The sequence below is a fragment of the Saccharothrix lopnurensis genome, assembly GCF_042658445.1.
Lineage (GTDB): Bacteria > Actinomycetota > Actinomycetes > Mycobacteriales > Pseudonocardiaceae > Actinosynnema > Actinosynnema lopnurensis.
The window spans coordinates 189,925-213,065 of record NZ_JBHSQO010000004.1 but is presented as its reverse complement, the minus strand read 5'-3'; the positions used below and the strand labels follow the sequence as shown (position 1 = coordinate 213,065).

General features: G+C 74.3%; 22 protein-coding genes. 9 read left to right on the top strand and 13 right to left on the bottom strand.

All coding sequences use genetic code 11. The features are described from left to right. Positions 1-321: 321 nt before the first annotated feature. From ACFP3R_RS06200 to ACFP3R_RS06190, 3 genes are all read left to right on the top strand, one after another. A complete protein-coding gene (locus tag ACFP3R_RS06200; RefSeq protein WP_380633679.1) occupies positions 322-1,665 on the top strand; it encodes a glycoside hydrolase family 6 protein in 1,344 nt (447 codons plus the stop codon). Between the two features lie 96 nt (positions 1,666-1,761). Next, entirely contained in the window at positions 1,762-2,067 is a 306-nt protein-coding gene (locus ACFP3R_RS06195) for a hypothetical protein (RefSeq protein WP_380633677.1), read from the top strand. Then, on the top strand, positions 2,064-2,441 hold the full coding sequence (locus ACFP3R_RS06190; protein ID WP_380633675.1) for a YchJ family protein: 378 nt from the start codon (positions 2,064-2,066) through the stop codon (positions 2,439-2,441). Before ACFP3R_RS06195 ends, ACFP3R_RS06190 begins: the two co-directional genes overlap by 4 nt. Positions 2,442-2,629: 188 nt before the next feature. On the opposite strand, the gene ACFP3R_RS06185 is transcribed toward ACFP3R_RS06190, so the two are convergent. The 6 genes from ACFP3R_RS06185 to ACFP3R_RS06160 are packed head-to-tail and all read right to left on the bottom strand — an operon-like array spanning position 2,630 to position 8,821. Beyond that, complete coding sequence (locus ACFP3R_RS06185; protein ID WP_380633673.1) at positions 2,630-3,724, bottom strand: MCE family protein; 1,095 nt, start codon at positions 3,722-3,724, stop codon at positions 2,630-2,632. Further along, positions 3,724-4,707, bottom strand: coding sequence for an MCE family protein (locus ACFP3R_RS06180; protein ID WP_380633671.1), 984 nt, complete (start codon positions 4,705-4,707; stop codon positions 3,724-3,726). Before ACFP3R_RS06180 ends, ACFP3R_RS06185 begins: the two co-directional genes overlap by 1 nt. 23 nt (positions 4,708-4,730) lie before the next feature. Next, on the bottom strand, positions 4,731-5,738 hold the full coding sequence (locus ACFP3R_RS06175; protein WP_380633670.1) for an MCE family protein: 1,008 nt from the start codon (positions 5,736-5,738) through the stop codon (positions 4,731-4,733). Further along, the gene (locus ACFP3R_RS06170; RefSeq protein WP_380633668.1) at positions 5,738-6,706 is read right to left on the bottom strand and encodes an MCE family protein; all 969 of its coding nucleotides are present in this window, start codon (positions 6,704-6,706) and stop codon (positions 5,738-5,740) included. Before ACFP3R_RS06170 ends, ACFP3R_RS06175 begins: the two co-directional genes overlap by 1 nt. Further along, positions 6,703-7,719, bottom strand: coding sequence for an MCE family protein (locus ACFP3R_RS06165; RefSeq protein ID WP_380633666.1), 1,017 nt, complete (start codon positions 7,717-7,719; stop codon positions 6,703-6,705). Before ACFP3R_RS06165 ends, ACFP3R_RS06170 begins: the two co-directional genes overlap by 4 nt. 10 nt (positions 7,720-7,729) lie before the next feature. Further along, positions 7,730-8,821 (bottom strand): MCE family protein, encoded by a 1,092-nt coding sequence (locus ACFP3R_RS06160; protein WP_380633664.1) that lies wholly within the window; start codon positions 8,819-8,821, stop codon positions 7,730-7,732. A 233-nt stretch (positions 8,822-9,054) separates the two neighbouring features. Between ACFP3R_RS06160 and ACFP3R_RS06155 the strand changes: the two genes are divergently transcribed. Then, on the top strand, positions 9,055-10,443 hold the full coding sequence (locus ACFP3R_RS06155) for a PucR family transcriptional regulator (RefSeq protein ID WP_380633663.1): 1,389 nt from the start codon (positions 9,055-9,057) through the stop codon (positions 10,441-10,443). Positions 10,444-11,260: 817 nt separating this feature from the next. Then, positions 11,261-12,190 carry a DUF6801 domain-containing protein gene (locus ACFP3R_RS06150; RefSeq protein ID WP_380633661.1) on the top strand — a complete coding sequence of 310 codons (930 nt, stop codon included), beginning with the start codon at positions 11,261-11,263 and terminating at the stop codon, positions 12,188-12,190. Between the two features lie 119 nt (positions 12,191-12,309). On the opposite strand, the gene ACFP3R_RS06145 is transcribed toward ACFP3R_RS06150, so the two are convergent. Then, complete coding sequence (locus ACFP3R_RS06145; protein WP_380633659.1) at positions 12,310-13,038, bottom strand: ANTAR domain-containing protein; 729 nt, start codon at positions 13,036-13,038, stop codon at positions 12,310-12,312. Between the two features lie 56 nt (positions 13,039-13,094). On the opposite strand from ACFP3R_RS06145, the gene ACFP3R_RS06140 reads away from it, so the two are divergent. The 3 genes from ACFP3R_RS06140 to ACFP3R_RS06130 are packed head-to-tail and all read left to right on the top strand — an operon-like array spanning position 13,095 to position 16,099. Further along, positions 13,095-13,763 carry a response regulator transcription factor gene (locus tag ACFP3R_RS06140; RefSeq protein ID WP_380633828.1) on the top strand — a complete coding sequence of 223 codons (669 nt, stop codon included), beginning with the start codon at positions 13,095-13,097 and terminating at the stop codon, positions 13,761-13,763. Next, positions 13,764-15,191 carry a sensor histidine kinase gene (locus ACFP3R_RS06135; RefSeq protein ID WP_380633657.1) on the top strand — a complete coding sequence of 476 codons (1,428 nt, stop codon included), beginning with the start codon at positions 13,764-13,766 and terminating at the stop codon, positions 15,189-15,191. Then, positions 15,188-16,099 carry a TAXI family TRAP transporter solute-binding subunit gene (locus ACFP3R_RS06130; protein ID WP_380633655.1) on the top strand — a complete coding sequence of 304 codons (912 nt, stop codon included), beginning with the start codon at positions 15,188-15,190 and terminating at the stop codon, positions 16,097-16,099. The genes ACFP3R_RS06135 and ACFP3R_RS06130 overlap by 4 nt, the downstream gene beginning before the upstream one ends. A 55-nt stretch (positions 16,100-16,154) precedes the next feature. Here the strand turns inward: ACFP3R_RS06130 and ACFP3R_RS06125 are convergent, their stop codons facing one another. The 5 genes from ACFP3R_RS06125 to ACFP3R_RS06105 all read right to left on the bottom strand — a co-directional run bounded on the left by ACFP3R_RS06125 (position 16,155) and on the right by ACFP3R_RS06105 (position 20,574). Next, positions 16,155-17,120, bottom strand: coding sequence for a VWA domain-containing protein (locus ACFP3R_RS06125; RefSeq protein ID WP_380633653.1), 966 nt, complete (start codon positions 17,118-17,120; stop codon positions 16,155-16,157). Beyond that, on the bottom strand, positions 17,120-18,088 hold the full coding sequence (locus tag ACFP3R_RS06120; protein ID WP_380633826.1) for a DUF58 domain-containing protein: 969 nt from the start codon (positions 18,086-18,088) through the stop codon (positions 17,120-17,122). The genes ACFP3R_RS06125 and ACFP3R_RS06120 overlap by 1 nt, the downstream gene beginning before the upstream one ends. Positions 18,089-18,105: 17 nt before the next feature. Beyond that, positions 18,106-19,167 carry an AAA family ATPase gene (locus ACFP3R_RS06115; protein WP_380633651.1) on the bottom strand — a complete coding sequence of 354 codons (1,062 nt, stop codon included), beginning with the start codon at positions 19,165-19,167 and terminating at the stop codon, positions 18,106-18,108. 87 nt (positions 19,168-19,254) lie between these two features. Further along, positions 19,255-19,800, bottom strand: coding sequence for a molybdenum cofactor guanylyltransferase (gene mobA / locus ACFP3R_RS06110; protein ID WP_380633650.1), 546 nt, complete (start codon positions 19,798-19,800; stop codon positions 19,255-19,257). 24 nt (positions 19,801-19,824) lie between these two features. After that, on the bottom strand, positions 19,825-20,574 hold the full coding sequence (locus ACFP3R_RS06105) for an MHYT domain-containing protein (RefSeq protein WP_380633648.1): 750 nt from the start codon (positions 20,572-20,574) through the stop codon (positions 19,825-19,827). A gap of 390 nt (positions 20,575-20,964) precedes the next feature. Between ACFP3R_RS06105 and ACFP3R_RS06100 the strand changes: the two genes are divergently transcribed. Continuing rightward, a complete protein-coding gene (locus ACFP3R_RS06100) occupies positions 20,965-21,741 on the top strand; it encodes an ion transporter (RefSeq protein ID WP_380633646.1) in 777 nt (258 codons plus the stop codon). 49 nt (positions 21,742-21,790) lie between these two features. Here the strand turns inward: ACFP3R_RS06100 and ACFP3R_RS06095 are convergent, their stop codons facing one another. Next, positions 21,791-23,110, bottom strand: coding sequence for an NlpC/P60 family protein (locus ACFP3R_RS06095; RefSeq protein ID WP_380633644.1), 1,320 nt, complete (start codon positions 23,108-23,110; stop codon positions 21,791-21,793). Between the last annotated feature and the right edge of the window lie 31 nt (positions 23,111-23,141).

The following is a 23,141-nucleotide window of genomic DNA, read 5'->3' as shown; positions in this document are numbered from 1 at the left end:
CCGAACGGCTCAATTCACCAGAAGATCGTTCACCCAACGTCGCCAAATCGGCGTAATTCGCGCCGAAAGCGGCTTCGAGCGTCGTTTTTCCGGTCCCACCCTCACGTACCGTGAGAAACCACGGACCCACCCCCTCGGACCTCACCCCTTTTCCTCACCGTTTCCCAGTGGTTACAGTCCTGCCACCTGGGAGCGCTCCCAGGAAGTCAGCCCCCGTTGCACCGACGCTGCGAGGACCTCCTGATGCACTCACCGAATGCCCATGACCCCGGCCACGGCGGCCGGCGTCCGCGGACCGGCGCCCGAGGTGGCCGAGCCCGGTTGGCCGCCGCGAGCGCCACGTCCGGCGCTCTGGTCGCCAGTGCGGTGGCACTGGTCCTGGGCGGTGGCACCACCGCCCAGGCGGCCGACTCGGCGTTCTACGTCGTCCCGGACACCTCGGCGGCGAGGTGGGTGGCCCAGAACCCCAACGACCCGAAGGCCGCGGTGATCCGCGACCGGGTCGCGAGCGTGCCGCAGGCCCGCTGGTACACCACGACCAACACCTCCCAGGTGCGCGGCCAGGTCGACGCGTTCGTGGGCGCCGCGGCGTCCGCCGGGAAGATCCCGATCATGGTCGTCTACAACATCCCCAACCGCGACTGCGGCGGCGCCAGCGGCGGCGGCGCGTCCTCGCACTCGGCGTACCGGGCGTGGGTGGACGAGGTCGCGGCGGGCCTGGCCGGCCGCCCGGCGGCGATCGTCCTGGAGCCGGACGTGCTGCCGATCATGAGCAACTGCCAGAGCCAGGGCCAGCAGAACGAGACCATGGCGTCCATGGCCTACGCGGGCAAGAAGCTCAGGGCCGGCTCCTCCCAGGCGAAGGTGTACTTCGACATCGGCCACTCGGCCTGGCTCACCACGGCCGAGGCGGTGGAGCGCCTGCGCGGCGCGGACATCTCCAACAGCGCCGACGGCATCGCCCTCAACGTGTCGAACTACCGCTACACCCGCGACGAGGTCGCGTTCGGCAAGTCGGTGCTCAACGCGCTGGGCGACTCGCGCCTCAAGGCCGTGGTCGACACCAGCCGCAACGGCAACGGCCCGCTGGGCGACGAGTGGTGCGACCCGGCCGGCCGGGCGATCGGCACGGCCAGCACCACCGAGACCGGGGACGCCCAGGTCGCCGCGTACCTGTGGATCAAGCTGCCCGGCGAGGCGGACGGCTGCATCGCCGGCGCGGGCCAGTTCGTGCCGCAGCGGGCCTACGACATGGCCGTGGCGGCGGGCCCGACCAGCACCAGCACCAGCACCTCGACCACCACCACTACAACGACCACGACCACGACCACCACGACGACCACCCAGCCTCCAGGGGACGGTTGCCGGGTGACGCACCGAGTGGTGAGCAGGTGGTCGAACGGTTACACCGGTGAGATCGTCATCGAGAACCGGGGAGCGCCGGTCGATTCCTGGACCTTGGCGTTCTCCGCACCCGGAGTGACCGTTTCCCAGGGCTGGAACGGGACGTGGAGCGACACGGGTGACACCGTGCGCGTCACGAACACGTCCTGGAACGGCAGGCTCGCGACCGGTGGTACCGCGACCATCGGTTACAACGCGAGCTTCAACGGAAGCACCCCACCGTTCACCTCTCCCACGTTGAACGGCGCGGCGTGCGCCTGATGCCGTAACAGCCCGCCCGGCGGCTCCCCTCCCCGACTGGCAGTCATCGGGAGGGGAGCCGCCCCCTTTCCGCGCCGGGCTTTATATGCTCGCCCGGTGACCGAACCCCTGTCCGCGTCCGACGCCGCCGCCCTGGCCCGCGACCCGGACGACGCGGTGCGCGAGGCCCTGTCCACGAACCCGGCCGCCCCCGCCGGCGCGCTGGCCCTGCTGGCCGACGACCCCAACCCGGCCATCCGCGCCAACCTGCTCGTCCACCCCAACGCCCCCGCCGACCTGCGCTACCAGGTGCACGCCGGCCTGCGCGCCGACGCCGCCGCGGGCGACCGCGAGGCCGAGAACGCCCTGGCGTGGCTGCGCTACGACCGGTCCGGCCGCAACGCCTGCGACCGCCCCGCATGACCGCCGACCGCTGCCCGTGCGGCGCCGGCGAGCCGTACGAGGCGTGCTGCGCCCCGTACCACGAGGGCCTCAAGAAGCCGCCGACCGCCGAGGCCCTCATGCGCTCCCGCTACAGCGCCTTCGCCCTGGGCCACGAGGACTACCTGCTGGACACCTGGCACCCCACCACGCGCCCCCGCTCGCTGGACCTGGACCCGGACCAGCGCTGGACGCACCTGGAGGTGCTGTCCCGCACCGACGGCACCCTGTTCCAGACCACCGGCACCGTCGAGTTCCGCGCCCACTACCGCCGGCGTGGCGAACGCGACGTCCTCCACGAAACGAGCCGCTTCACCCGGGACAACGGCACCTGGTCCTACCTGGGCCCGACCTGAACGCTGAACTCACCGGTCCCGAACGTACGACACGGTGGTCCCGAACGTACGACTCGCGCACGTGTCGAACCCCCACACTCCGCGAGTCGTACGTTCAGGACGCGCGAGTCGTACGTTCAGGACGCGCGAGTCGTACGTTCAGGACGCGCGAGTCGTACGTTCAGGTTGGGCGAGTTCTGCGTTCGTGGTCAGCGGGGGGCGTGTTGGGAGCCCCGGACGCCCGTGGCCGAGCCGCGCGGCAGGGTGCAGCTCGCGCCGGTGTTGAACGGGGCCGGCGCGGTGTCCACACCGGACCGGCGGGTCGTGCCGCCGTAGCCCTCCTCGCACGGTGGCGGTTCGAAGAAGGTCAGGGCCAGGCCGAACGACGCCTGCCCGCCGCCCAGCGCCGACGCGCCCACCGACACCGCGTCGGGCACGCTCACCAGCACCTGCTCCAGCTGGCCCTGCCGCGTCGCCAGCACGTCCGCCGTGGTCAGCAGGTTCGCCAGCACCACGCCCAGGTCCGGTCCGGACTCCCGCAGCACCGCGCTCACCTCCGCCGCCGCGCCGGGGGCCGCCGCGATCACCCGCCGCAGGTCGCCGTCCGAGGCGCGCAGCCGCTCGGCCACCAGCGCGGCGTCGGCGGCGAAGGAGTCGATCGCCGCCGAGTGGTCCAGCTGGGTCTGGAGCACGGTGACCGAGTCGTCGAGCAGCCGGGTGGTCTGCGGCAGGTGCGCGGTGGCGGCCGCGATGAACTCGGCCGTCGCGTCGAGCAGCGCCTGGAGGTCGGGCCCCACCCCCCGCAACGCGGTGTCCAGCTCGTCCACCACGGTCCGCAGCGCGCCCACCGGCACCGACCGCGCCAGGTCGTCCATGCTGGTCAACACCTTCTCCACCGGCGGCGGGAGGGTGGTCCGGCCCTTCGGGATCACCGAGCCGTCGCCCAGGTACGGCCCGGTCCCGCCGCGCGGCCGCAGGTCCACGTACTGCTCGCCCACGGCCGACCGGTTGGCGACCACGGCCTCCAGGTCCGCCAGGATCGGCGGCGTGTCCGCGTCGATGCGCAGCTCCGCCTCGACCTGCCCGTCCCCCAGCCGGATCTCGCCGACCCGCCCCACCGGCACGCCCCGGTAGGTCACCTCGCCACCGCTGAACAGCCCGCCGGTCCGGGCCAGCTCCAGCCGCACCGCGTACCCGTCGTCCAGCACGAGCAGCCCGGCGTACTCCGCGCTCACGTAGCTGACGCCGAGCAGGGCGATGACGGTGAACAGCGCCACCTGCGCCCGGATGCGCCGCGTGACCATCAACGCCCCCCGGGGTCCAGCGTCAGGTACGTGTTGAGGTAGTCGCCCTTGATGCCGTCGAGCACCGCGTCGGTGAACGGGAAGGTCAGCAGCAGCTCCAGCGACTGCGGCAGGTCCTGCCCGGACTCGGCCAGCGTGCGCAGCGTCGGCTCCAGGGCGCGCAGGTCGGCCAGCAGGTCGTCCCGGCTCCGGTCCACCACGTCCACCGCGACGCCCGCCAGGTCGTCCAGCGCGCCCAGCAGCCCGACCAGCTGCCCGCGCTGCTCGTGCAGCACCGCCAACCCGGGTTCCAGCCCGTCCAGCACCTCGCCGATCTCACCCCGGCGCGCCGAGAGGGTCGCCGCGAGCCGGTCCACCGCGTCCAGCGCCCGGGTGATCTCGCCCCGGTGCTCGTCCAGCGAACCGGTGAACGACTCCACCGCGGACAGCAGCGACCGCGCCGCGGTCTCGTTGCCGGACAGCGCCGTGCCCAGCTCCCGCGCGATGTCCCGGAGCTGCCCGATCCCGCCACCGTTGAGCAGCATGGACAGCGCGCCGAACACCTCCTCCACCTCCGGGTTGCGGTTGGTCCGCGACACCGGCACCACGGCGCCGTCCACCAGCGGCGCCGCGCCCGCGCCCCCGTCGGGCGGCGCCAGCTCCACGTACTTCTCGCCCAGCAGGCTGGACTGCCGCAGCCGCGCCACCGCGTCCGACGGCAGCAGCACGTCACCGCGCACCGCCACCCGCACCAGCGCGGTCGAGCCGTCCCCGGACAGCTCGATGTCCTCGACCCGGCCCACCGCCACGTCGTCGACCTTCACCGCCGCGTGCGGCACCAGGTCCAGCACGTCGTCGAACTCCACCGTCACCCGGTAGGGCCGGTCGCCCAGGTCCGCGCCGCCGGGCAGCGGCAGGTCGTAGGCGCTGGGGATCGCCGAGCACCCGGTCAGCGCCAGCACCAACCCCAGCGCCGCCCAACGCCCGACCGCACCGGAGCCCACTGCCCCGACCCCACCAGACCCCCTCACCGGGCACCCCCCGGCACGCTCAGCAGGTCGGTCACGAACTCGTCCAGGTTCGCCCGCGCGTTCAGCGTCCCGGTCGACGGGTCGTAGGCCGCGATCACGTTGTGCAGCGCCACCGGCGCCACCTCCAGCACCTCGGCCAGCGACTCGCGCTGCCGCGCCAGGGAACCGGTCAGCACCGCCAGGTCCGCCACCCCGGACCGCACCCGGTCGCGGTTGTCGCGCACGAACGCCCTGACCCCCTCCAGCGCGCCGGCCAGTTCCCCCAGCGCCGCCGCGAGGTCGTCCCGCTCGGCGGCGAAGAACCCGGACACGTCGGCCAGCTGGTCGGCCAGCCGCCCCACCTGCTCGTCGTTCGCGGCCAGCAGCGAGGTGAACGACTGGAGGTGGTCCACGGTGCCGAACAGGTCGTCCCGCGACCCGGCCAGCGTGCGGGCCGCGTCGGCGAGCCGCCGGATCGACTCGTTGACCGCGCCGCCCGTGCCGTCGAGGTTCGCCGCGCCGGTGGTCAGCAGGTCCGACAGCGCGCCCGCGCGGTTGGCGCCGTTCGGGCCCAGCGCAGTCAGCAGCGCGTCCAGGCTCCGGTACAGCTCGTCCAGCTCGACGGTGCCCGCGGTGCGGGCGCTGGGCACGACCGCGCCGGGCGCGAGCGTGTCACCCCCGGTGTAGACGGGCGTGAGCTGCACGTACCGGTCGGCCACGACGTCGGGCGCGACCACGACGGCGCGGGCGTCGGCGGGCACGTCCACGCCGTGGTCCAGCTCCAGGTCGACGCGCACCGCCTCGGCCCCGGGCACCACGCCGACCACCTCGCCGACCCGCACGCCGAGCACCCGCACGTCCGACCCCTCGTACACGCCCACGGCGGCGGTGAAGTACGCGGTGATCCGGGTGGTGGCGGGGCGCAGGAACACCCACCACACCGCTGCGGTGGCGACGAGCACCAGCACGAGCCCCTGGGCGAGCGCGACGACGAACCGCCGCCCGCCCCTGGTCCGGATGAACATCAGCGGCCTCCCGGCGGGCAGTCGCGCCGGTCCTGACCGGGCGTGACGACGAGACCGCACACGTAGGTGTCGACCCACCGGCCGTTGCCCAGCGAGTTGTTCAGCAGCCGGTAGTAGGGCCCGGCCAGGGCCAGCCCGCGGTCGAACGCCTCCTGGTTGCGCCGCAGCACGTCGGTGACGCGCTCCAGCTGCTCCAGGGCCGGCCCCAGCTGCTCCTGGTTGTCCGCGACCAGGCCGGAGAGCTGCTCGGACAGCGCGCGGGTGCCGTCGAGCAGCCGCGCGATGGCGTCCCGGCGGTGGGCGATCTCCTCCAGCAGCAGGGTGCCGTCGGTGATCAGCGCGGCGAAGTCCTCGTTGCGCTCGGCCAGCACGCCGCTGACCCGGTTCGCGCCCGCCAGCAGCGACGCCAGCTCCTCGTCCCGGGAGGAGACGGTCCGCGACAGCGCGGACAGGCCCTCCAGGGCCTGCTTCACGTGCCGCGGCGAGTCGCGGAAGGTGTCGGACAGCACCTGGAAGCTCTGCGCGAGCTGGTCGGTGTCGATCCGGTCCACCGTGTCCGCCAGGCCGTTGAACGCCTCGACCACGTCGTAGGGCGAGGTGGTGCGCTCCACCGGGATGGGGCCGGTGAGCGGGTCGCGGCCCTCGGGGTCCACCGCCAGGTACTTCTGCCCCAGCAGGGTCTTGATCCTGATCTCGGCGCGGCTGCGGTCGCCCAGCCGCACGCCGGAGACCCGGAACGCCACCCGCACCCGGCCCTCGCGCAGCCCGACCCCGGTCACCTCGCCGACCTTCAGGCCCGCCACGCGCACCTCGTCGTCCACCCGCAGCCCGGCCGCCTCGGTGAAGTCCGCCGCGTGCCGCTCGCCGCCACCGAAGAAGGGCAGGTCCTCCAGGAAGAAGGTGAGCACGGCGGTCACGGCCACGACCAGGAGCCCCACGGCCCCCAGCAGCACCGGTCTGCGCGTCATCGGCGACACCTCGATTCGGTGACGGGGATGCCCACGGGCGGTCCGCCGGGGGCGGGCTCGGCCTCGGAGGAGGCGAAGCACAGGTAGAAGTTGAGCCAGGAGCCGTAGGACGCGGTGCGGCCGACGGCCTCCAGCTTCACCGGCAGGTTGCGCACGAACGGCTCCAGCTCGGGCGCGCCGCCGAGGGTGCCCGCGAGCAGCCCGAGGTGGGCGATGTCGTCCTTGAGCGGCTGCCGCCCCTGCTCCAGCAGGGACGCGGTGCTCCCGCTCAGCTCGGCCAGGCCGGCGATCGCGTTGCCGATCGGCCGCCGGTCGGCGGCGAACCCGGACACGAGCCGCCGCAGCGAGCCCAGCAGCGAGTCCAGCCGGTCGTCGCGGGAGCCGACCGTCTCCAGCACGGCGTTCAGGTTGGTCACGACCCGGCCGATCACGTCGTCCTTCGCCGCCAGCGCGGTGGTCAGCGACGCGGTGTGGGCGAGCAGGTCCTCCACCGTGCCGCCCTCGCCCTGGAGCACCTGGACGATCTCGTGGGACAGCCGGTTGACGTCGTCCGGGTTCAGCGCCTGGAACAGCGGCTCGAACCCGTTGAACAGGGCGGTCAGGTCGAGCGCCGGCGTGGTGCGCTCGACCGGGATGAGGCCGCCGGGCGGCAGCTCCGCCGCGATCGACCCGGCGGGCTGGTCGAGCGAGACGTACCGCTGGCCGACCAGGTTGCGGTACTTGATCGCGGCGGTGACGCCCGCGGCCAGCGAGCGGTCCCGCGCGACCGAGAACTCCACGTCCACCAGCTCGTCGTCGACCAGCTCCATCGACTCGACCTGGCCGATCTTCACGCCGGACATCCGGACGTCGTCGCCCTCGGCCAGCGCGGTCACGTCGGTGAAGCGCGCGACGTAGCGGTCCCCGTCGCCCACCCGGCTGCCCGCGATGGTCGCGGCCAGGAAACCGGTGGCGGCGACCGTGACGACGACGAAGACCAGGAACTTGGTCAGCGGCGCGGCGATCCCCTTCATCGGACCCCCCTCATCGGACACCCATGAGCAGGCCCGCCCAGTCGGGCACCCGGTCGGGCGCGACCGCCCGGACGGGACCGGCCGGGCAGTGCGGCGCGCCACCCCGGCGGACCACCGGCTCGTCGCGCCCCGGCACGTACTCCCGCCCCGGCGGCACGATGGTGACCCGCGCGTGCACACCGGGCTGGTCGGTGCCCTTGCCGAGCACCTCGTCCACCCTCGGCCGCAGCGCGTTGACGGCGTTGAGCACGCACGGGAACTCCGGCGAGTAGGTCGCCAGCAGCTCCAGCGAGGACCGCGACCGGTCGGCCAGGTCCACGACCGTCCCGCCGTGGTCGGTCAGGAAGCCGGTCAGGTCGGCCGAGGCCGTGGTCAGGTTCGCGTAGACGGCGTCGAGGTCGGCGCGCTGCTCGGCGACGGTGCGGCTGACCTCGGTGGCGTCCCGCAGCGCCCGGACCAGGTCCGGGCCGGCGTCGGCGTACACGTCGGCCACGTCGGCGAACCTGCTGATGCCCTCCTCGAGCACGGGCAGCTCCGGGTTGAGCTCGCGCAGGTAGGCGTCGAGCCGGACGATGGTGCGCCCCAGGTCCTCGCCGCGGCCGTCGAGCGCGCGGGCCACCGAGGTGAGCGCGGCGGCGAGCTTGTCCGGCCGCACGGCCTGGAGGGTCGGCATCAGGTCGGCGAGCACGCGCTCCAGCTCGATCGCGGTGGACGTGCGGTCCTGCTCGATCACGTCGCCCGCGGCGAGCGCGCCCACCGGGTCCGCGGGCGGCTCCAGGCTGACGAACCGCTCGCCGAACAGCGTCTTGGGCAGCAGCCGCGCGGACACGTTCGCCGGCACGCGGTCCACCAGTTCGGGGTCGAGGCCCAGCTCCACCTCGGCGCCGCCGCCGCGGGAGCGGACCGCGCGCACCTCCCCGACCCGCACGCCGAGCAGCTTCACGTCGGACTCGGCCTGGAGCTGGTTGCCGACGTGGTCGGTGCGCAGCAGCACGCCCACCCGGGGTGTGAACGCCTTCCGGTAGGTCGCCACCGACAGGCCGCACAACGCGACCAGCAGGGCCGCGAACAGCAGCCCCAGCACCCGACGCCGCACTACCACGAGTATTCTCCGGGGAGTTTCGGTGAATTGCCGGAACAACATTACCGGCCGGTACGTTACGCATCGCCGCAGTAGCGCACAAGCAATGGTGATCCTTTGTCAAGGCCGTGACAAGAACCTGTTCCGGAACACTCACGGGGATACAAAAGTCCTTCCCGCCCTGGCGCCCCCGCGATCCGTGCGGCTACCAATGTCGTCGGAGCGAAACCCGTCGTCTGGTGAGGGTGAGCAGCATGAGCAGAACCCGGGAACTCCCGTCGGCCGAGTTACCGCCGGTCGGGGACACGCACCTGTGGGAACGGCTGCCGGCCGAACTCGCGCCGAAGTTCCGGGCGCGGGCCGGTGATGTCGCGGTCGACATGGTGCGGGAGATCCAGCACCAGATCGCGGAGTACTCGCAAAAGCTGGAGGGCATGTTCGGCCAGGTGGTGGTCGAGGGCGTGGAGCAGGCGATCCACCAGTTCATCGACCGGATGGTGGACCCGACCGCGGAACGGGAGGACCGCGCGAAGCTGTTCCGGTTGCTGGGCAAGCTGGAGGTGAGCGCGGGGCGGAGCCTGGACCTGCTCCAGACCGCCTACCGGATCGGCGCGCGCGTGGCGTGGCGGCGGATCTCGGAGTTCGGCCAGACCGAGCGGGTGCCGCTGGCCACCATGTGCCTGATCGCGGAGGCGATCTTCGCCTACATCGACGAGCTGTCGCTGCGCTCGATGGAGGGCTACGCCGAGGCGCAGGCCCGGCACGCGGGCGCGCTGGAGCGGCGGCGCAAGCGGCTGCTGGAGCTGATCCTCGGCGAGCCCGGCTACCACCCGAACGCGGTGGCGGAGCTGGCCGAGGCGGCGCGCTGGCCGCTGCCCGAGCGGGTGCTCGTGGTGGCCCTGGAGCGGCGCACCGACCAGCACCAGCTGCCGATCCCGGCGCTGCACGAGGACGTCCTGATGGACCTGGAGGGCGGCGAGCCGTGCCTGCTGCTCACCGATCCCGAGCGGCAGCTGGTGGCGCTGGAGCACAAGCTCGGCGGGTGGCGCGCGGCGGTCGGCCCGCTGGTGCCGCTGGGGTCGGCGCGGCAGTCGCTGCGCTGGGCGCGCCGGGCGATCACGCTGATCCAGTCCGGGGTGATCCGGGACCGGCCCATCGTGGACACCACCGAGCACCTGTCCACGCTGCTGCTGCTCGGCGACGAGGACCTGGTGCGCGAGCTGGTCAAGCGGGCGCTGGCGCCGCTGGAGGGGCTGACGCCCAAGCAGCAGCAGCGGATGCTGGAGACGATGACCGCGTGGGTGGAGACGCGGGGCAGCGCGCCGGAGGTCGCGTCGAGCCTCGCGGTACACCCGCAGACCGTGCGCTACCGCCTGCGGCAGCTGGAGGAGCTGTTCGGGGCGAGGCTGCACGACCCGGACGCGCTGTTCGACATGGGCATCGCGCTGCGGGCGCTGCGGCTGCTCACGGGGTCGGCGGGGTCGGCGGGGCCGGCGGGGTCGGCAGGGTCGGCGGGGGCTGCGGAGCCGGCGGGGCCCGCGGGGCCGGTGAGGTCGGCGGGACCGGCGAGGTCGGTGAGGTCGGCGGGAGGGCCTCCGGGTCCGGCGGGGACACCGGGAGCTGCGGGACCGCGGTCAGCGTGAGCTCGATCGCGTTGCCCGGACCGGAGATCAGGCCGGTCATCAGCGGGTCCAGCCGCTCCCGGCCCCGGCACCCGTCGAACGCGGGGATCTCGTAGACGCCCTCCAGCACGGTCGCCGCCAGGTCGAAGGGACCCTCGACGTGGAGCGACGCGGGCACGTCGGTCCGGCAGCCCGGCCCGACGTCGAGCGGCTGCCGGTCCACCACCACCTCGGCCAGCCCGATGTCGACCAGGGCGTGGGCCTTGATCTCGCCGGCCTCGATGGTGCCGGTGACCTTGGCCGCCGGGATCAGGTCGGTGCGGGCCGTGGTGGGCACGAAGCCGAAGACGACGAAGTAGCCGGGGGCGGGCGGCAGCCACAGGTCGCCGATGATGGTGCCGTTGACCAGGTCGATGTCGACGACCAGCCGGCCGGGGCCGACGGCGAGGTCGGAGCCGAGCTTGGCGATCCGGGTCACCGCGTCGACCCGGTAGGTGATGGTGATGGTGGTGCCGGGCTGCGCGGCCGCGACCGCCGCCCCGCCGGCGGCGCGCACCGGGACCCCGCCCGCCGGCCGCGCGGGGGCGGACGCCAGCGCCGCGCCCAGCAGCGCCCCGACCGCGACCAGGAGCGCCGCGACCCTCACCGCCCGCCTCCGTCCATTCCCCGAAACTACTTCCGGGAACCGAACGCGCACAAGCGCGGACAATTTATTTGTCACCCTCGTGACAACTGCCGGAACAGCTTTTGTGGGGAGCGTGAGAATACTTGCCGCGCCTATCCGGTAAAGATACCTTACCCGCCGGTAGGTGTTGTTCCGCGTTTTCGGGGAGGGCTCATGGGATCAAGGCTCCGGGTGGCGGCGCTCGGCCTCTGCGCGGCGGTGGTCGGCGGGTCGGCCCTGCTGGGCGCGGGCGTCGGCAGCGCCGCGACGGCGACCCTCACGCTGGTCTACAGCTGCCCGTTCCCGCTGATCGGCGACCAGGACATGAGCGTGCGGATCGTGGCCGAGGACCTGCCCGGCCCGGACGAGGCGGTGGCCGGGCAGCCGCTGCCGCCGGTCCGGGTGACCGCGACGGCGACCGTGCCGCCGCTGGCCACGCAGGGCCTGGTGCTGGTGGGCGCCGCCACCGTGGAGGGCACGGCGCGGGCGACCACGGTGGTGGACAACGCGGGCACGCCGCTGGAGGTCGTGCCGGAACTGGGCATCGCGAGGACGGACGTGCCGCCGGAGGGCCCGTTCGACACCGTGGCGATCGGCGAGGCCCCGTCGGTGACCCTGCCCCACGAGGGCGACACCACCATCCGCGTCGGCGCGTTCGAGGCCACCCTGACCCCGAAGACCGCCACGGGCGAGGACACCGGCCTGGGCACCTTCCCGCTGCCGTGCACGCTCAAGCCGGACCAGGACACCCTCCTGCACCGGTTCACCGTCCGGCCGGGTGGCGGCACCACGACCACCACCACGACCACCACCACCGACGAGACGACCACCACGACGACCACCAGCGGGACCGGCACGACGACCACGACGGACCCGACCACCACCACGACGGGGAGCACGACCACGGGGACGACGACGTCGGGCACCGACTCGACCACGACCACCGCGACCACCACCACGACCACCGCCCCACCGGCCGCCCCCGGCGGCGGGAGCGGGCTGGCGAGCACGGGCGCCTCGGTGCGCGGCCTGCTGGTCGCGGGCGGCGCGCTCCTGCTCGTGGGCGCGGGCACGGTGTTCCACCTGCGCCGACGCCGAACCTGACCCCGGAACGGGACGGGGGCCGGTCCGCGTGGACCGGCCCCCGCCCCGTTCCGGCCAGGCGGACGACAACTGCCGCGCGCACTCGCGGGTGCGCGAAAATCTTGTCGGGGAATGGCGGATCAGGGTCTTCGCACGGACGCCAGCAGGTTCCGGGCCACCTCGCGCAGCTTGGTGTTGTGCTGCTGCGACTCGGTCACCAGCCGGGCGAACGCCTCGTCGGCGGAGATCCCGTACGCGCCCATGAGCACGCCCTTGGCCTGGTCGATGTCCCCGCGCGACACCAGCGCCCGCTGGAGGTGCTCGACCAGCGACCGCGACCGCTCGTACCGGCGGAACGCGGTGATGGCGGTGGACGCGGCGGTGACGAACAGGCGCAGCAGCGCCTCGTCGAACGGGTCGAACGCGTGCTCGTCGGAGCTGTAGATGTTGAGCGACCCGAGCACGTCCTCCTCCGCCAGGACGATCGGCACCGACAGGTACGCCCGCACGCCCGCGCGCTCGGCCGCGATCGCGAAGTCGGGCCACCGCTCGCGGCCCTCGTGGACCGAGACGCGCACGGGCTTGCGCAGCCGCGTCGCCTCCAGGCACGGCCCGTCGCCCGCCGCGTACTGGTCGGCGTCGACCGAGACCACCTCGTGGTCGGTGGCGGCGGCCGTGATCGGGCCGTCCGGGGTGAGTACCGTGACACCGACGTTCTCCGCCTCGGGGATGACCCGCGCCGCGGACTCGGCCAGCTGCTGGAGCACGTACTCCAGGGACTGGTCGTCGGCCAGGACGCCCGCCAGCTCCTCCAGGGCCTCGCTCGCCTCGTCCAGGAGGGCGGCCGGGGCGTGCTCGTCGATGCTCACAGGAATTGTTTACACCTCAAACGCGATAATCGCCTCAACCTGAGGGGGTGGCCACGGTGCGGGTGCTGTTGGTCGAGGACGACGACGGCGTGGCCGACGCGCTGGTGCAGGCGTTGGAGGAGAACGACCACCGACCCGGTCGGGTGACGCGCGGCACTGACGCGCTGCTCACCCACCGGGAGTACGACCTGCTGCTGCTCGACCTGGGCCTGCCCGACATCGACGGGCTGGAGGTGCTGCGCAAGGTGCGCCGGGTGTCGGCGGTGCCGGTGCTGGTGCTCACCGCGCGCGGCGACGAGCGGTCGATCGTGCGCGGGCTCCGCCTGGGCGCGGACGACTACCTCGTCAAGCCGGTCCGCCTGGGCGAGCTGCTGGCCCGGATGGACGCGGTGGCCCGCCGCAGCGCCGCCCTCACCGGGCCCGCGGACCGCGCGGTGCGCGTGGGCGACGTGGAGATCGACCTGGAGGGCAGGTGGGTCGTCGTGGCGGGTGCCGAGGTCGCGCTGACCACCAAGGAGTTCGACGTGCTGGCCGTGCTGGCGAGCCGCGCGGGCACCGCGGTGAGCCGCCAGCAACTCATGGACGAGGTGTGGGGCGACGCCTACCTGGCCGTGTCGCGGGCGCTGGACGTGCACCTGGCGGGGTTGCGCGCCAAGCTCGGCCGGCCGGGCCTGATCACCACCATCCGGGGCTTCGGCTACCGGCTGGCCGCGGACGGGGCGTAGGTGCGCCGCCGGCTGCTGGTCGTGCTGCTGCTGTTCTCCGCCGCCGCGGTGGCCGGCTTCGCCGTGCCGCTGCTGTCGGCCACGGCCGCCGAGCGCACGCAGCGGTTCGCGCTCAGCCGCACCGCCGACCTCGACCGGTTCACCGCGCTCGCGCAGCAGGCCGAGGGCACCGGGGACAGCACCGCCCTGGAGGACGAGGTCGCCGCCTACTTCGAGCTCTACGGCGAGCCGGTCGTGGTGGTGGACGCCCGCCGCGAACCGGTGGCGCGGGCGGGCCTGGACGCGGACGACCCGGCGCTCGCGCCGGACCTGGACGCCGCGCTGCGCAACCAGCCGGTCCGGGCGGTGCCGACGGTGACGCCGTGGTCGTCCGGGCACGTGGTGTTCGCCCGCCCGGTCGGCACGGGCACCCGGGTGGCGGGCGCGGTGGTGCTGTGGGCGTCGGTGGACCGGGCCGCGGCGGACGTGGCCGAGGGGTGGCTGTGGGTGCTGGGCGGCGCGCTGGCCGCGGGCCTGGTCTCGGTGCTGCTGGCGGTGGCCGCGGCGCGGTGGCTGCTCAAGCCGTTGGCGGAGCTGGCGATCGGGGTGCGGGCGGTGGCCGCGGGCGAGCGGCGGGCCCACGTGCCGGGCAGCAGCGGGCCGCCGGAGGTGCGGGAGCTGTCCGAGTCGTTCAACCGGATGTCCGACGCCGTCACCGAGGCCGCCGACCAGCAGCGGCGGCTGATCGCGGACACCTCGCACCAGCTGCGCAACCCGATGGCGGCGCTGCGGCTGCGCGTGGACTCGCTGCGCGACCAGGTGCGGCCCGGCGGGCGGCGCGCCTACCTGGCGGGGGTGGCCGAGATCGAGCGGCTGGAGTCCCTGCTGGACGGCCTGCTCGCGCTCGCCTCGGCGGAGAGCGCCGCGACCGAGGCGGCGGCGGGCGGGCACGAGCCCGACCTGACCGACCTGGGCGCGGTCGTGGTGGACCGCACCGGGTTCTGGCAGGTGCCGGTGCCCGCCGGGCCCGTGCCCGCGGTGCTGGTGCGCTGCCCCGAGTCGGCGCTGGCGCAGGTGCTGGACGTGCTGCTGGACAACGCGGTCAAGTACGGCGGCGGGGTCCGGGTGGAGCTGGGCGCGGACCGGTCGGCGGGCACCGGCTGGGTCGAGGTGCGCGACGACGGGCCGGGGCTCGACGAGCGGGAGCTGGCGCTGGCCACCTCGCGGTTCTGGCGGGGCCGCTCCGACCGGCCCGGCACCGGCCTCGGCCTGGCGATCGCCGACCAGCTCGTGCGGGCGTGGCAGGGCAGGCTGGTGCTGACCTCGCCCGCCGGACCGGCCTCCCGGGTGGGGCCGCCCTCCCCCACCGGCCCGACCGCACCCACCGGCCCGACCGCCCCCGCTGGCCTGACCGCCCGGGTGGAGTTCCCCCTGGAGCCGCTGCTGTGAGCCCCCACCCGGTCACCCGCCGCTCGTTCCTGCTGGGTCTGCTCGCCACCGGCGCGGCGGTCAGCGGCTGCACGGGCGGTGAGCCGTCCGACGAACTGGTCATCGCCGCCGGCGAGCACGGCGGCTTCTACCTCGACTTCGCCACCCTGCTCGCGGCCCGGCTGGGCGGGCTGCGGGCCCGCCCGCTGGAGACCGAGGGCAGCAGGCAGAACCTGGAGCTGCTGGGCACGGGCGGCGCGCGGGTCGCGCTGGCGCTGGCGGACTCCGCGCGGGCGGCCGACCCGGCGCTGGAGCTGCGCGCCCTGGGCCGCGTCTACGAGAACTACCTCCAGCTCGTGGTGCGGGCCGACGACCCGGCCCGGCGGGCCGCCGACCTGGCCGGGCGGACGGTGTCGCTGGGCGCGCGGGGCTCGGGCGCGGCGCTGTCAGGCGAGCGGATGCTGGCCGCGCTGGGCCTGCGCGACGTCCGGGTCGAGCACCACCGGTTGGAGGACGCGGCGCCCGCGCTGGCGGCGGGCCGGGTCGACGCCCTGCTGTGGTCGGGCGGCGTGCCGACGCCCCGGCTGGCCGAGCTGGGCGGCATCCGCCTGCTGCCGCTGGCCGAGCTGGTGCCCGCCCTGCGCCGGGCGCACGGCTCGGTCTACGAGCAGGTCCCGGTGCCGGTCGACGTCTACGGGGCCGACCGCGAGGTGCCCACGATCGGCGTGGCGAACCTGCTGGTGTGCCGGGCGGGTCTGCCGGACGCGGTGGCCGGGGAGATCACCCGCACGCTGGTCTCCCGCGCCGCCGAACTGGTGCCGGCGCAGGCGCTGGGCACCCAGTACCTCGACGTGCGCAGCCTCATCGGGACGGCCGGGCTGCCGCTGCACCCCGGCGCCGCCGCCGCGTACCGCGACCTGCACGGCTGAGGAGGTGTGGGTGGCCGGGTCGCCCGGTGATCCGCCACCGGGCGACCCGGCCGGTTCAGGGGAGGCGCTGCCCGAACAGCAGCGCCCCGGCGACCGCGAGGAGCCCCAGCACGGTGCCGAGGGCGACCCACGGCCGTGAGGCGTCGGCCTGCTTCTTCTCGTAGCCGATCTGCTCGCCCAGCGTGTCGTACACGCGCCGCAGCTCCTCGGCGCTGGCCGCCTTGAAGAACTCGCCGCCGGACAGCTCGGCGATCTCCCTCATGGAGTCGTCGTCCACCGGCACCTCCTGGGACCGGCCCTCGATCTCGACCACGCCGTCCTCGGTGCCGAAGGAGATGGTGGAGATCGGCACGCCCGCCTTCTTCGCGTCGTCCGCCGCGTCGAACGCCTTGCGCGTGCCCACGGTCTCCTTGCCGTCGGTCATCAGCACGACCCGCGCGGGCGGCGGGCCGTCCGCGCCGCCGACGATCTTGCCGAACGAGTCGATCGCCGCCAGCGCCGCCACGATCGCGTCACCGGTCGCGGTCGACTGGGCGAGCTTGAGCCCGTCGATGCCCGACTTGACGGCCTCCCGGTCGGTGGTCGGCGCGACCATCACGGTGGCCGACCCGGCGAAGGAGATCAGGCCCAGGTTGATGCCCGGGGTGAGCCCGTCGGCGAACGACTTGGCCGCCACCTGCGCGGCGTCCAGGCGGGAGGGCTTGACGTCGGTGGCCTTCATCGACAGCGACGTGTCGATCACCAGCATCACGGTGGCCCGGTTGCGCGGCACCTTCTGCTCCGCGGTCGGCCCTGCCAGCGCCACGGTCAGCAGCACGAACGCGACCATCAGCAGCGCCGCGGGCACGTGCCGGTACCAGCCCTGCTTCTTGGGCGCGACCTTCTCCAGCATCGGCAGGTTGGCGAACCGCAGCGTCCGCCGGCGCAGCACCCGCTGCACGACCACGTAGGCGGCGGCCAGCCCGGCCACCGCGATCAGCAGCAGGAACCACCACGGCGCGGTGAAGCCCGACAGGCTCATCAGGCCACACCTCCCGACCAGCGGCGCTTGCGGGCGACCACGAAGCGCACCGTGTCGGCGATCCAGTCCGAATCGGTGCGCAGCACCAGGTGCCCCGCACCGGCGCGCCGCAAACCGGCGGCCACCTCGGCGCGGTGCTCGGCGGCCGCGGCGGCGAACTCGCGGCGCAGCAGCGGCGAGGCCACCACCTCCCGCTGCCGGCCCGACTCCGGGTCGGCCAGCACGACCGTGCCCACCTCCGGCAGGTCGATGTCGCGCGGGTCGACCACCTCGACCGCGACCAGGTCGTGCCGGGCGGACAGGGCCCGCAGCGGGCGCTGCCAGTCCGTGCCGCCGAGGAAGTCCGAGATCACCACGACCAGGCCGCGGCGGCGCGGCGGGCGGCGCAGCTGCTCGACCACCTCGGTCAGCGAGCCCCGAGTGCCCTCGGGCGCGCGGGGCGTCTCCGCGACCCGCCGGATCAGGCCGCGCGAGTGCGCCAGGCCACCGCGGGCGGGGATGCGGACGAGCCGTTCGCCGGTGGAGACCAGGGCGCCGATGCGGTTGCCGCCGCCGCCCGTCAGGTGGGCCACGGCGGCGGTCGCGGCAACCGCCAGGTCGCGCTTCTCGCACGCGGCCGTGCCGAAGTCCAGGCTCGGGGACAGGTCGATCGCCAGCCACGTCTCCAGCTCGCGGTCGGCGACCGTCTCGCGGATGTGCGCCACGGTCGTGCGGGCGGTGACCGCCCAGTCCATCCGCCGCACGTCGTCGCCAGGCTGGTAGGGCCGGGCCTCGCCGGGCTCGGACCCGGGGCCGGGTACCAGGCCCAGGTGGTTGCCCTGGAGCAGGCCGTCGAGCCGGCGGCGGACGTCCAGTTCGAGGGTGCGCAGCGCCGCTTCCACGCGACCGCCGTGCAGCGGGGGCGGCGCCCAGTGCGGCCGGTCGCCCGGGGTCTCGCCCCCGGGGTCGACCGCGGCGGCGGGTCCCACGACGTCGTCGGACCCGGTCACGGCCTGCCCGCGGGCTGCGCGCCCGCGGGTTGCGCGCCCGTGTGCTGGGGCACCGACGGCCGCGCGGACACCTGCGGCAGCGGCACGGTCTGGAGCACGCGGGTGATGATGTGGTCCAGCGGCACGCCGTCGGCCAGCGCGTCGTAGGACAGCACGAGCCGGTGGCGCAGCACGTCCGGCACCACGTCCACGACGTCCTGCGGCAGCACGTAGTCGCGGCCGCGCACCAGCGCCAGGGCGCGGGCGGCGGCGATGATGCCGAGGCTGGCGCGCGGCGAGGCGCCGTAGGCGACCCACCCGGCCACGTCGGTGAGCTGGTGCTCCTTGGGCGCGCGGGTGGCGATCACCAGCCGCACCACGTAGTCGACCAGCGCGTGGTGCACGAAGACGCGGGAGGCCACGCCCTGGAGGCGGACCAGCTCCTCGGCGCCGAGCACCTGCGCGGGCACCGGGGGCTCGACGCCCATCCGGTAGACGATCTCCCGCTCCTCCTCGGCCGTGGGGTACTCGACCTGGATCTTGAACAGGAACCGGTCGCGCTGGGCCTCGGGCAGCGGGTAGACGCCCTCGTTCTCGATCGGGTTCTGGGTGGCCAGCACCAGGAACGGGTCGGGCATCGGGAAGGTCCGGCCGCCGATGGACACGTGCCGCTCGGCCATGACCTCCAGCATCGCGGACTGCACCTTGGCGGGCGCGCGGTTGATCTCGTCGGCGAGCACGAAGTTCGCCACCACCGGGCCCAGCTCCACGTCGAAGCTCTCGCTGGCCTGGCGGTAGATGCGGGTGCCGAGGATGTCGGCCGGCACCAGGTCGGGGGTGAACTGCACGCGCGAGAAGGAGCCGCCCACGACGGTGGCGAAGGTCTCCACAGCCAGCGTCTTGGCCACGCCGGGCACGCCCTCCAGCAGCAGGTGGCCCTTCGCGAGCAGACCGACGAGCATCCGCTCGACCAGCCTGTCCTGCCCGACGATCACCCGCTTGACCTCGAACACGGTGCGTTCGAGCAACTGGGCGTCACGAGCCGGCGTGTGGGGAGCCTCGGCGGCGGGCTCGGACAAAGGTCCTCCTCGACAAAATCGCGCGATCGTGACCAAGTCTCCCCTGAGGACGGTGTGGACCCTGTGAAGGGTGGCCCGTGCGGGGTTTCAGAGGTCCGCGGGCGTGTCGACGTCCCTCGCCTCGCCCGGCAGGGCGGGCACCCGGACGGGGTCGAGCGGGCCGAGCGCGGACCTCGCCGAGGCGTCGCGCGGGTCGGCGGGCAGGGCCGCGCGCAGCCGGTCCGCGCGCCACGCGCCGGTCAGCCACTGGGGCCTGCCGCCGGCGTCCACGAGCACCGCGCCGGTGTCGCCGACCGAGGCCAGCAGCCGGTCCACCGTGGCCCGGGTGACGCCCGGCTGGTCCACCGCCAGCACCACCACGAGGTCGGTCGTCACCCACCGCAGGCCCGCGGCGAGGCCGGCCAGCGGTCCGCCGCCGGGCGGGTCCTCCCGGGCCCAGCGGACCCCGGGCACGTCCCGCCGCGGCCCGACGACCACGGCCCGGCCGGGACCGCCGACCGCCTCCAGCACGCGGTCGAGCAGCGTGCGCCCGTCGACCACGAGCAGCGCCTTGTCCACGCCGCCCAGCCTGCTGCCCCGGCCGCCCGCGAGCACCACGGCCGAGCTGCCCTCACCCGCGTCGGCCGCCCCCACGGGCCCAGGTTAGGCGGAACCCGGTCACGCGGGCTCGCCGACCGCGTCGTCACCGGTGGTGAACAGCATCCACAGCAGCACCGCCACCACCAGGCCGCTGATCACGAACACGGGGAACACCAGGTCGAACACGGTGGTGCCCACCGCGGCGGGCAGGCTCTCGTCACCGATGACCCGCACCGCGGCCATGCCCGTGTAGTGCATCCCGGTGACCGCCACGCCCATGATCAACCCGGCCGCGACGCTCGCCGCGGGCGTGCGGACCACCAGGGTGAACCAGAAGGCGGCGGTCGCCGCGACGACCGCGATCACGCAGGAGGCCACCACCAGCGACGGCTCGTAGGCGATCTCGCCCTTGAACCGGATCGCCGACATGCCGAGGTAGTGCATCCCGGCCACGCCGAGCCCGGCCAGCACGCCCGCGAGCAGCAGGCGCATCCGGGTGAAGCGGAACAGGGTGACCAGCGACAGGCCGCCGCCCACCACGACGACCGCCACCACCGCGGACAGCGCGGTCAGCGGCGCGGAGTACTTGACCGCGGTGCCCGGGATCTCGAAGCCGAGCATGGCGATGAAGTGCATCAGCCAGATGGCGATGCCCCCGATGGCGAGCGCGCCGAGCGCGGTCCAGCGGACCTTGGCGGGTCTGTGGCGCTCGCCGCCCGCGCGGGCCATGCACGCGAGGCCGATCAGCGAGCCGGTGACGGCGACGACGTAGGCGATGACGAGGGTGGAGAGGCCGGCGGAGAAGTGGTTCATGGTGTCGTGGTTCACCCGAGGTTAGTAACCGAAGGTGAGCGCCTCTCACCAGATCAGCCCAGCTCAATTCATCGATTTGATATATATCCGCCTTGTTTCTCTACTGAGAGTAGTCAAACGCACGCGCATCGGGCTGTTCGGGTGGCTCCTCCCGACGGCGACGAGCTGCCTGGGCGGCCGACCTGGCTGGACGGGCCGGACCAGCCGGGCGGCCGACCTCTCCGAACCGCCGACCTCCCCCACGAGTTCCCCGAACCGGGCGGGTGTGTTTTCGCGCCACCCCGACCCCTCCCCTCCTCCGGGTGAACCGACGCTCGTCCGGGTGAACCGGCTCAAGCCCGCCACCCGGTGCGCCGATACGCACGGTGCCCACCGACCGGCCGAGGTGCACGAGGGGTTTTCCGAATGGTTCTGCGCGACCGCGTTCGCTCCGTCGTGGACGGCACGCGTTTCCAACGGGTGGTCGTCGCCGTGATCGTGATCAACGCCGTCGTCCTCGGCTGCGAGACGTCGACCGCCCTGACCACCGCGCACGGCGACCTGCTGACCGCGCTGGACCGCGCCGCCCTGGCGTTCTTCGCGGCGGAGCTGGCCGCCCGGCTGTACGCGCACCGGGCGCGCTTCTTCCGCGACCCGTGGAACGTGTTCGACCTGCTGGTGGTCGGCGTCTCGCTGTTCCCGGCCGCCGGGCCGCTGACGGTGGTGCGGTCCCTGCGGGTGCTGCGCGCCCTGCGGCTGGTCGCGGTGGTGCCCAGCATGCGCCGCGTGGTCACCGCCCTGGTCAGGTCGATCCCGGGCCTGCTGTCCCTGACCGGCCTGCTCGTGCTGGTGCTGTACGTGGGCAGCGTGGTGGCGGTGAACCTGTTCCGGGCGAGCGGCGACCCGAGGTTCGCGGACCTGGGCGCGACCGTGCTGACCCTGTTCCAGATCACCACCGGCGACGGGTGGTCGGACGTGATGCGGGACCTGATGGTCACCCACCCGCTGGCGTGGCTCTTCTTCCTGGCCTACCTGCTGGTCGGGACGTTCACCATGCTCAACCTGTTCATCGCGGTGGTGTGCAGCGCGATGGAGTCGGGGGCGCCGCGCCCCGCGCCGGACCAGGTGCTGCTGGAGGAGGTCCGGGCGCTGCGGGAGGAGGTCCGGGCCCTGGGGTTGGCCCCGGCGGGCGACCGCCGCTGACCGCACCGCACCGGACCGCACCGGACCCGATCCCGACCCGACCCCGGGCCTACAGCAGGCGGGTGACGTAGGGCAGGACGCCGCCGTAGCGGACCGGGGCGACGCGGACGTGCGAGCCCGAGTACGGCGCCTCGACCATCATCCCGCCACCCAGGTAGAGGGCGACGTGCGTGCCGCCCCCCGGCCCCCAGAACAGCAGGTCACCGCGCCGGGCCTGGGACAGCGGCACCTTGCGGCCCGCGTTGTGCTGGTAGCCGCTGTAGTGGGGCAGGTGGACGCCGACGCCCGCGAACGCGTACATCATCAGCCCCGAGCAGTCGAAGCCGACGGTGTAGTAGTCGCCGTACGAGTCGCCCACACCCCAGTCGCGGATGCCGACCGTGGGGCCGTCGTAGTTGCCGCCGCCCCACGAGTAGCGCACGCCCAGCTGCCGCAGGGCCCGCTCGACGACGATCTCCACCCGGTTGCCCACGGGTCCGGCGACAGGCCCGGCGACGGGTCGGACGGGCACGGCCGGCCTCGCGGCGGCCTGCTGCACCGCCTGCTGCGCGGCCAGGGCGGCGGCGGCCTCCTCCTCGCGCCGCTTGTCCGCCAGCCACCGGTCGTACTGGGCGCGCTGCGCCTCCATGCCCTCGACGGTGCCGCGCGCCCGGTCCAGCTCGCCCTCGACGCGGGCCTTGTCCTCCTGGATCGCCCGCGCCTCCGACGCCTGGTCCTGCTGGGCGCGCTGGGCGGTGATCCGCGCCGAGTCGGCGTCGGGCGCCGCCCGGTCGGCCGCGGCCCGCTTCTCGTCGGCCAGGGCGAGCGCGGCGCGGGCGGCGGCGTCCTTGTTCGCCCCCTCCGCCCTGGCGCGCTCGACGTCGTCCATGGCGTCCAGGCTGGAGTCGCCGACGGCGCCCAGCAGCTGCGCGCGGGCCAGCAGGTCCTGCGGGCTGGACGCGCCCAGGTAGGCCGACAGCGACCCGACGGTGCTGCCCTGCCGGAAGCTGGCGGCGGCGAACTCGTCCAACCGGTCCCGCGCGTCCTCGACGGCCCGCGCCGCGGCGGCGGCCTCGACCTGGGCGGCCTCCGCCTCGCGCCGCGCGCCGTCGGCCTCGCGCCGGGCCGCCTCCAGGTCGACCCTCGCCTTGTTGGCCAGCTCCATGGTGAACGCGACGTCGTCGGTCAGGTGCTGGAGGCGGGCCTCGGCCTCGGCCAGCGCGCCGGTCAGCTCACCGACCCGGGCGGCCTTGGCGTCGACCTCCTGCCGGCCCGCGCCGATCTCCGCGTCGCCGGGGTTGGGCGGTGGCGGCGGCGCGGCGGCCCCCGGACCCGCCAGGCCGACCACCGCGGACAGCGCGACCACCACCGAGAGCGCCCACCGAACCACGACACCCGCCTCCCCGCCGTTCGGACCATCG

What these genes read in the sequence shown, in the direction of transcription:
- ACFP3R_RS06190 (WP_380633675.1), top strand. Translation starts at nt 2,064, where the DNA reads ATGACCGCCGACCGCTGCCCGTGCGGCGCCGGCGAGCCGTACGAGGCG.
- ACFP3R_RS06185 (WP_380633673.1), bottom strand. Translation starts at nt 3,724, where the DNA reads ATGGTCACGCGGCGCATCCGGGCGCAGGTGGCGCTGTTCACCGTCATC.
- ACFP3R_RS06175 (WP_380633670.1), bottom strand. Translation starts at nt 5,738, where the DNA reads ATGTTCATCCGGACCAGGGGCGGGCGGCGGTTCGTCGTCGCGCTCGCC.
- ACFP3R_RS06170 (WP_380633668.1), bottom strand. Translation starts at nt 6,706, where the DNA reads ATGACGCGCAGACCGGTGCTGCTGGGGGCCGTGGGGCTCCTGGTCGTG.
- ACFP3R_RS06165 (WP_380633666.1), bottom strand. Translation starts at nt 7,719, where the DNA reads ATGAAGGGGATCGCCGCGCCGCTGACCAAGTTCCTGGTCTTCGTCGTC.
- ACFP3R_RS06155 (WP_380633663.1), top strand. Translation starts at nt 9,055, where the DNA reads ATGAGCAGAACCCGGGAACTCCCGTCGGCCGAGTTACCGCCGGTCGGG.
- ACFP3R_RS06150 (WP_380633661.1), top strand. Translation starts at nt 11,261, where the DNA reads ATGGGATCAAGGCTCCGGGTGGCGGCGCTCGGCCTCTGCGCGGCGGTG.
- ACFP3R_RS06125 (WP_380633653.1), bottom strand. Translation starts at nt 17,120, where the DNA reads ATGAGCCTGTCGGGCTTCACCGCGCCGTGGTGGTTCCTGCTGCTGATC.
- ACFP3R_RS06100 (WP_380633646.1), top strand. Translation starts at nt 20,965, where the DNA reads ATGGTTCTGCGCGACCGCGTTCGCTCCGTCGTGGACGGCACGCGTTTC.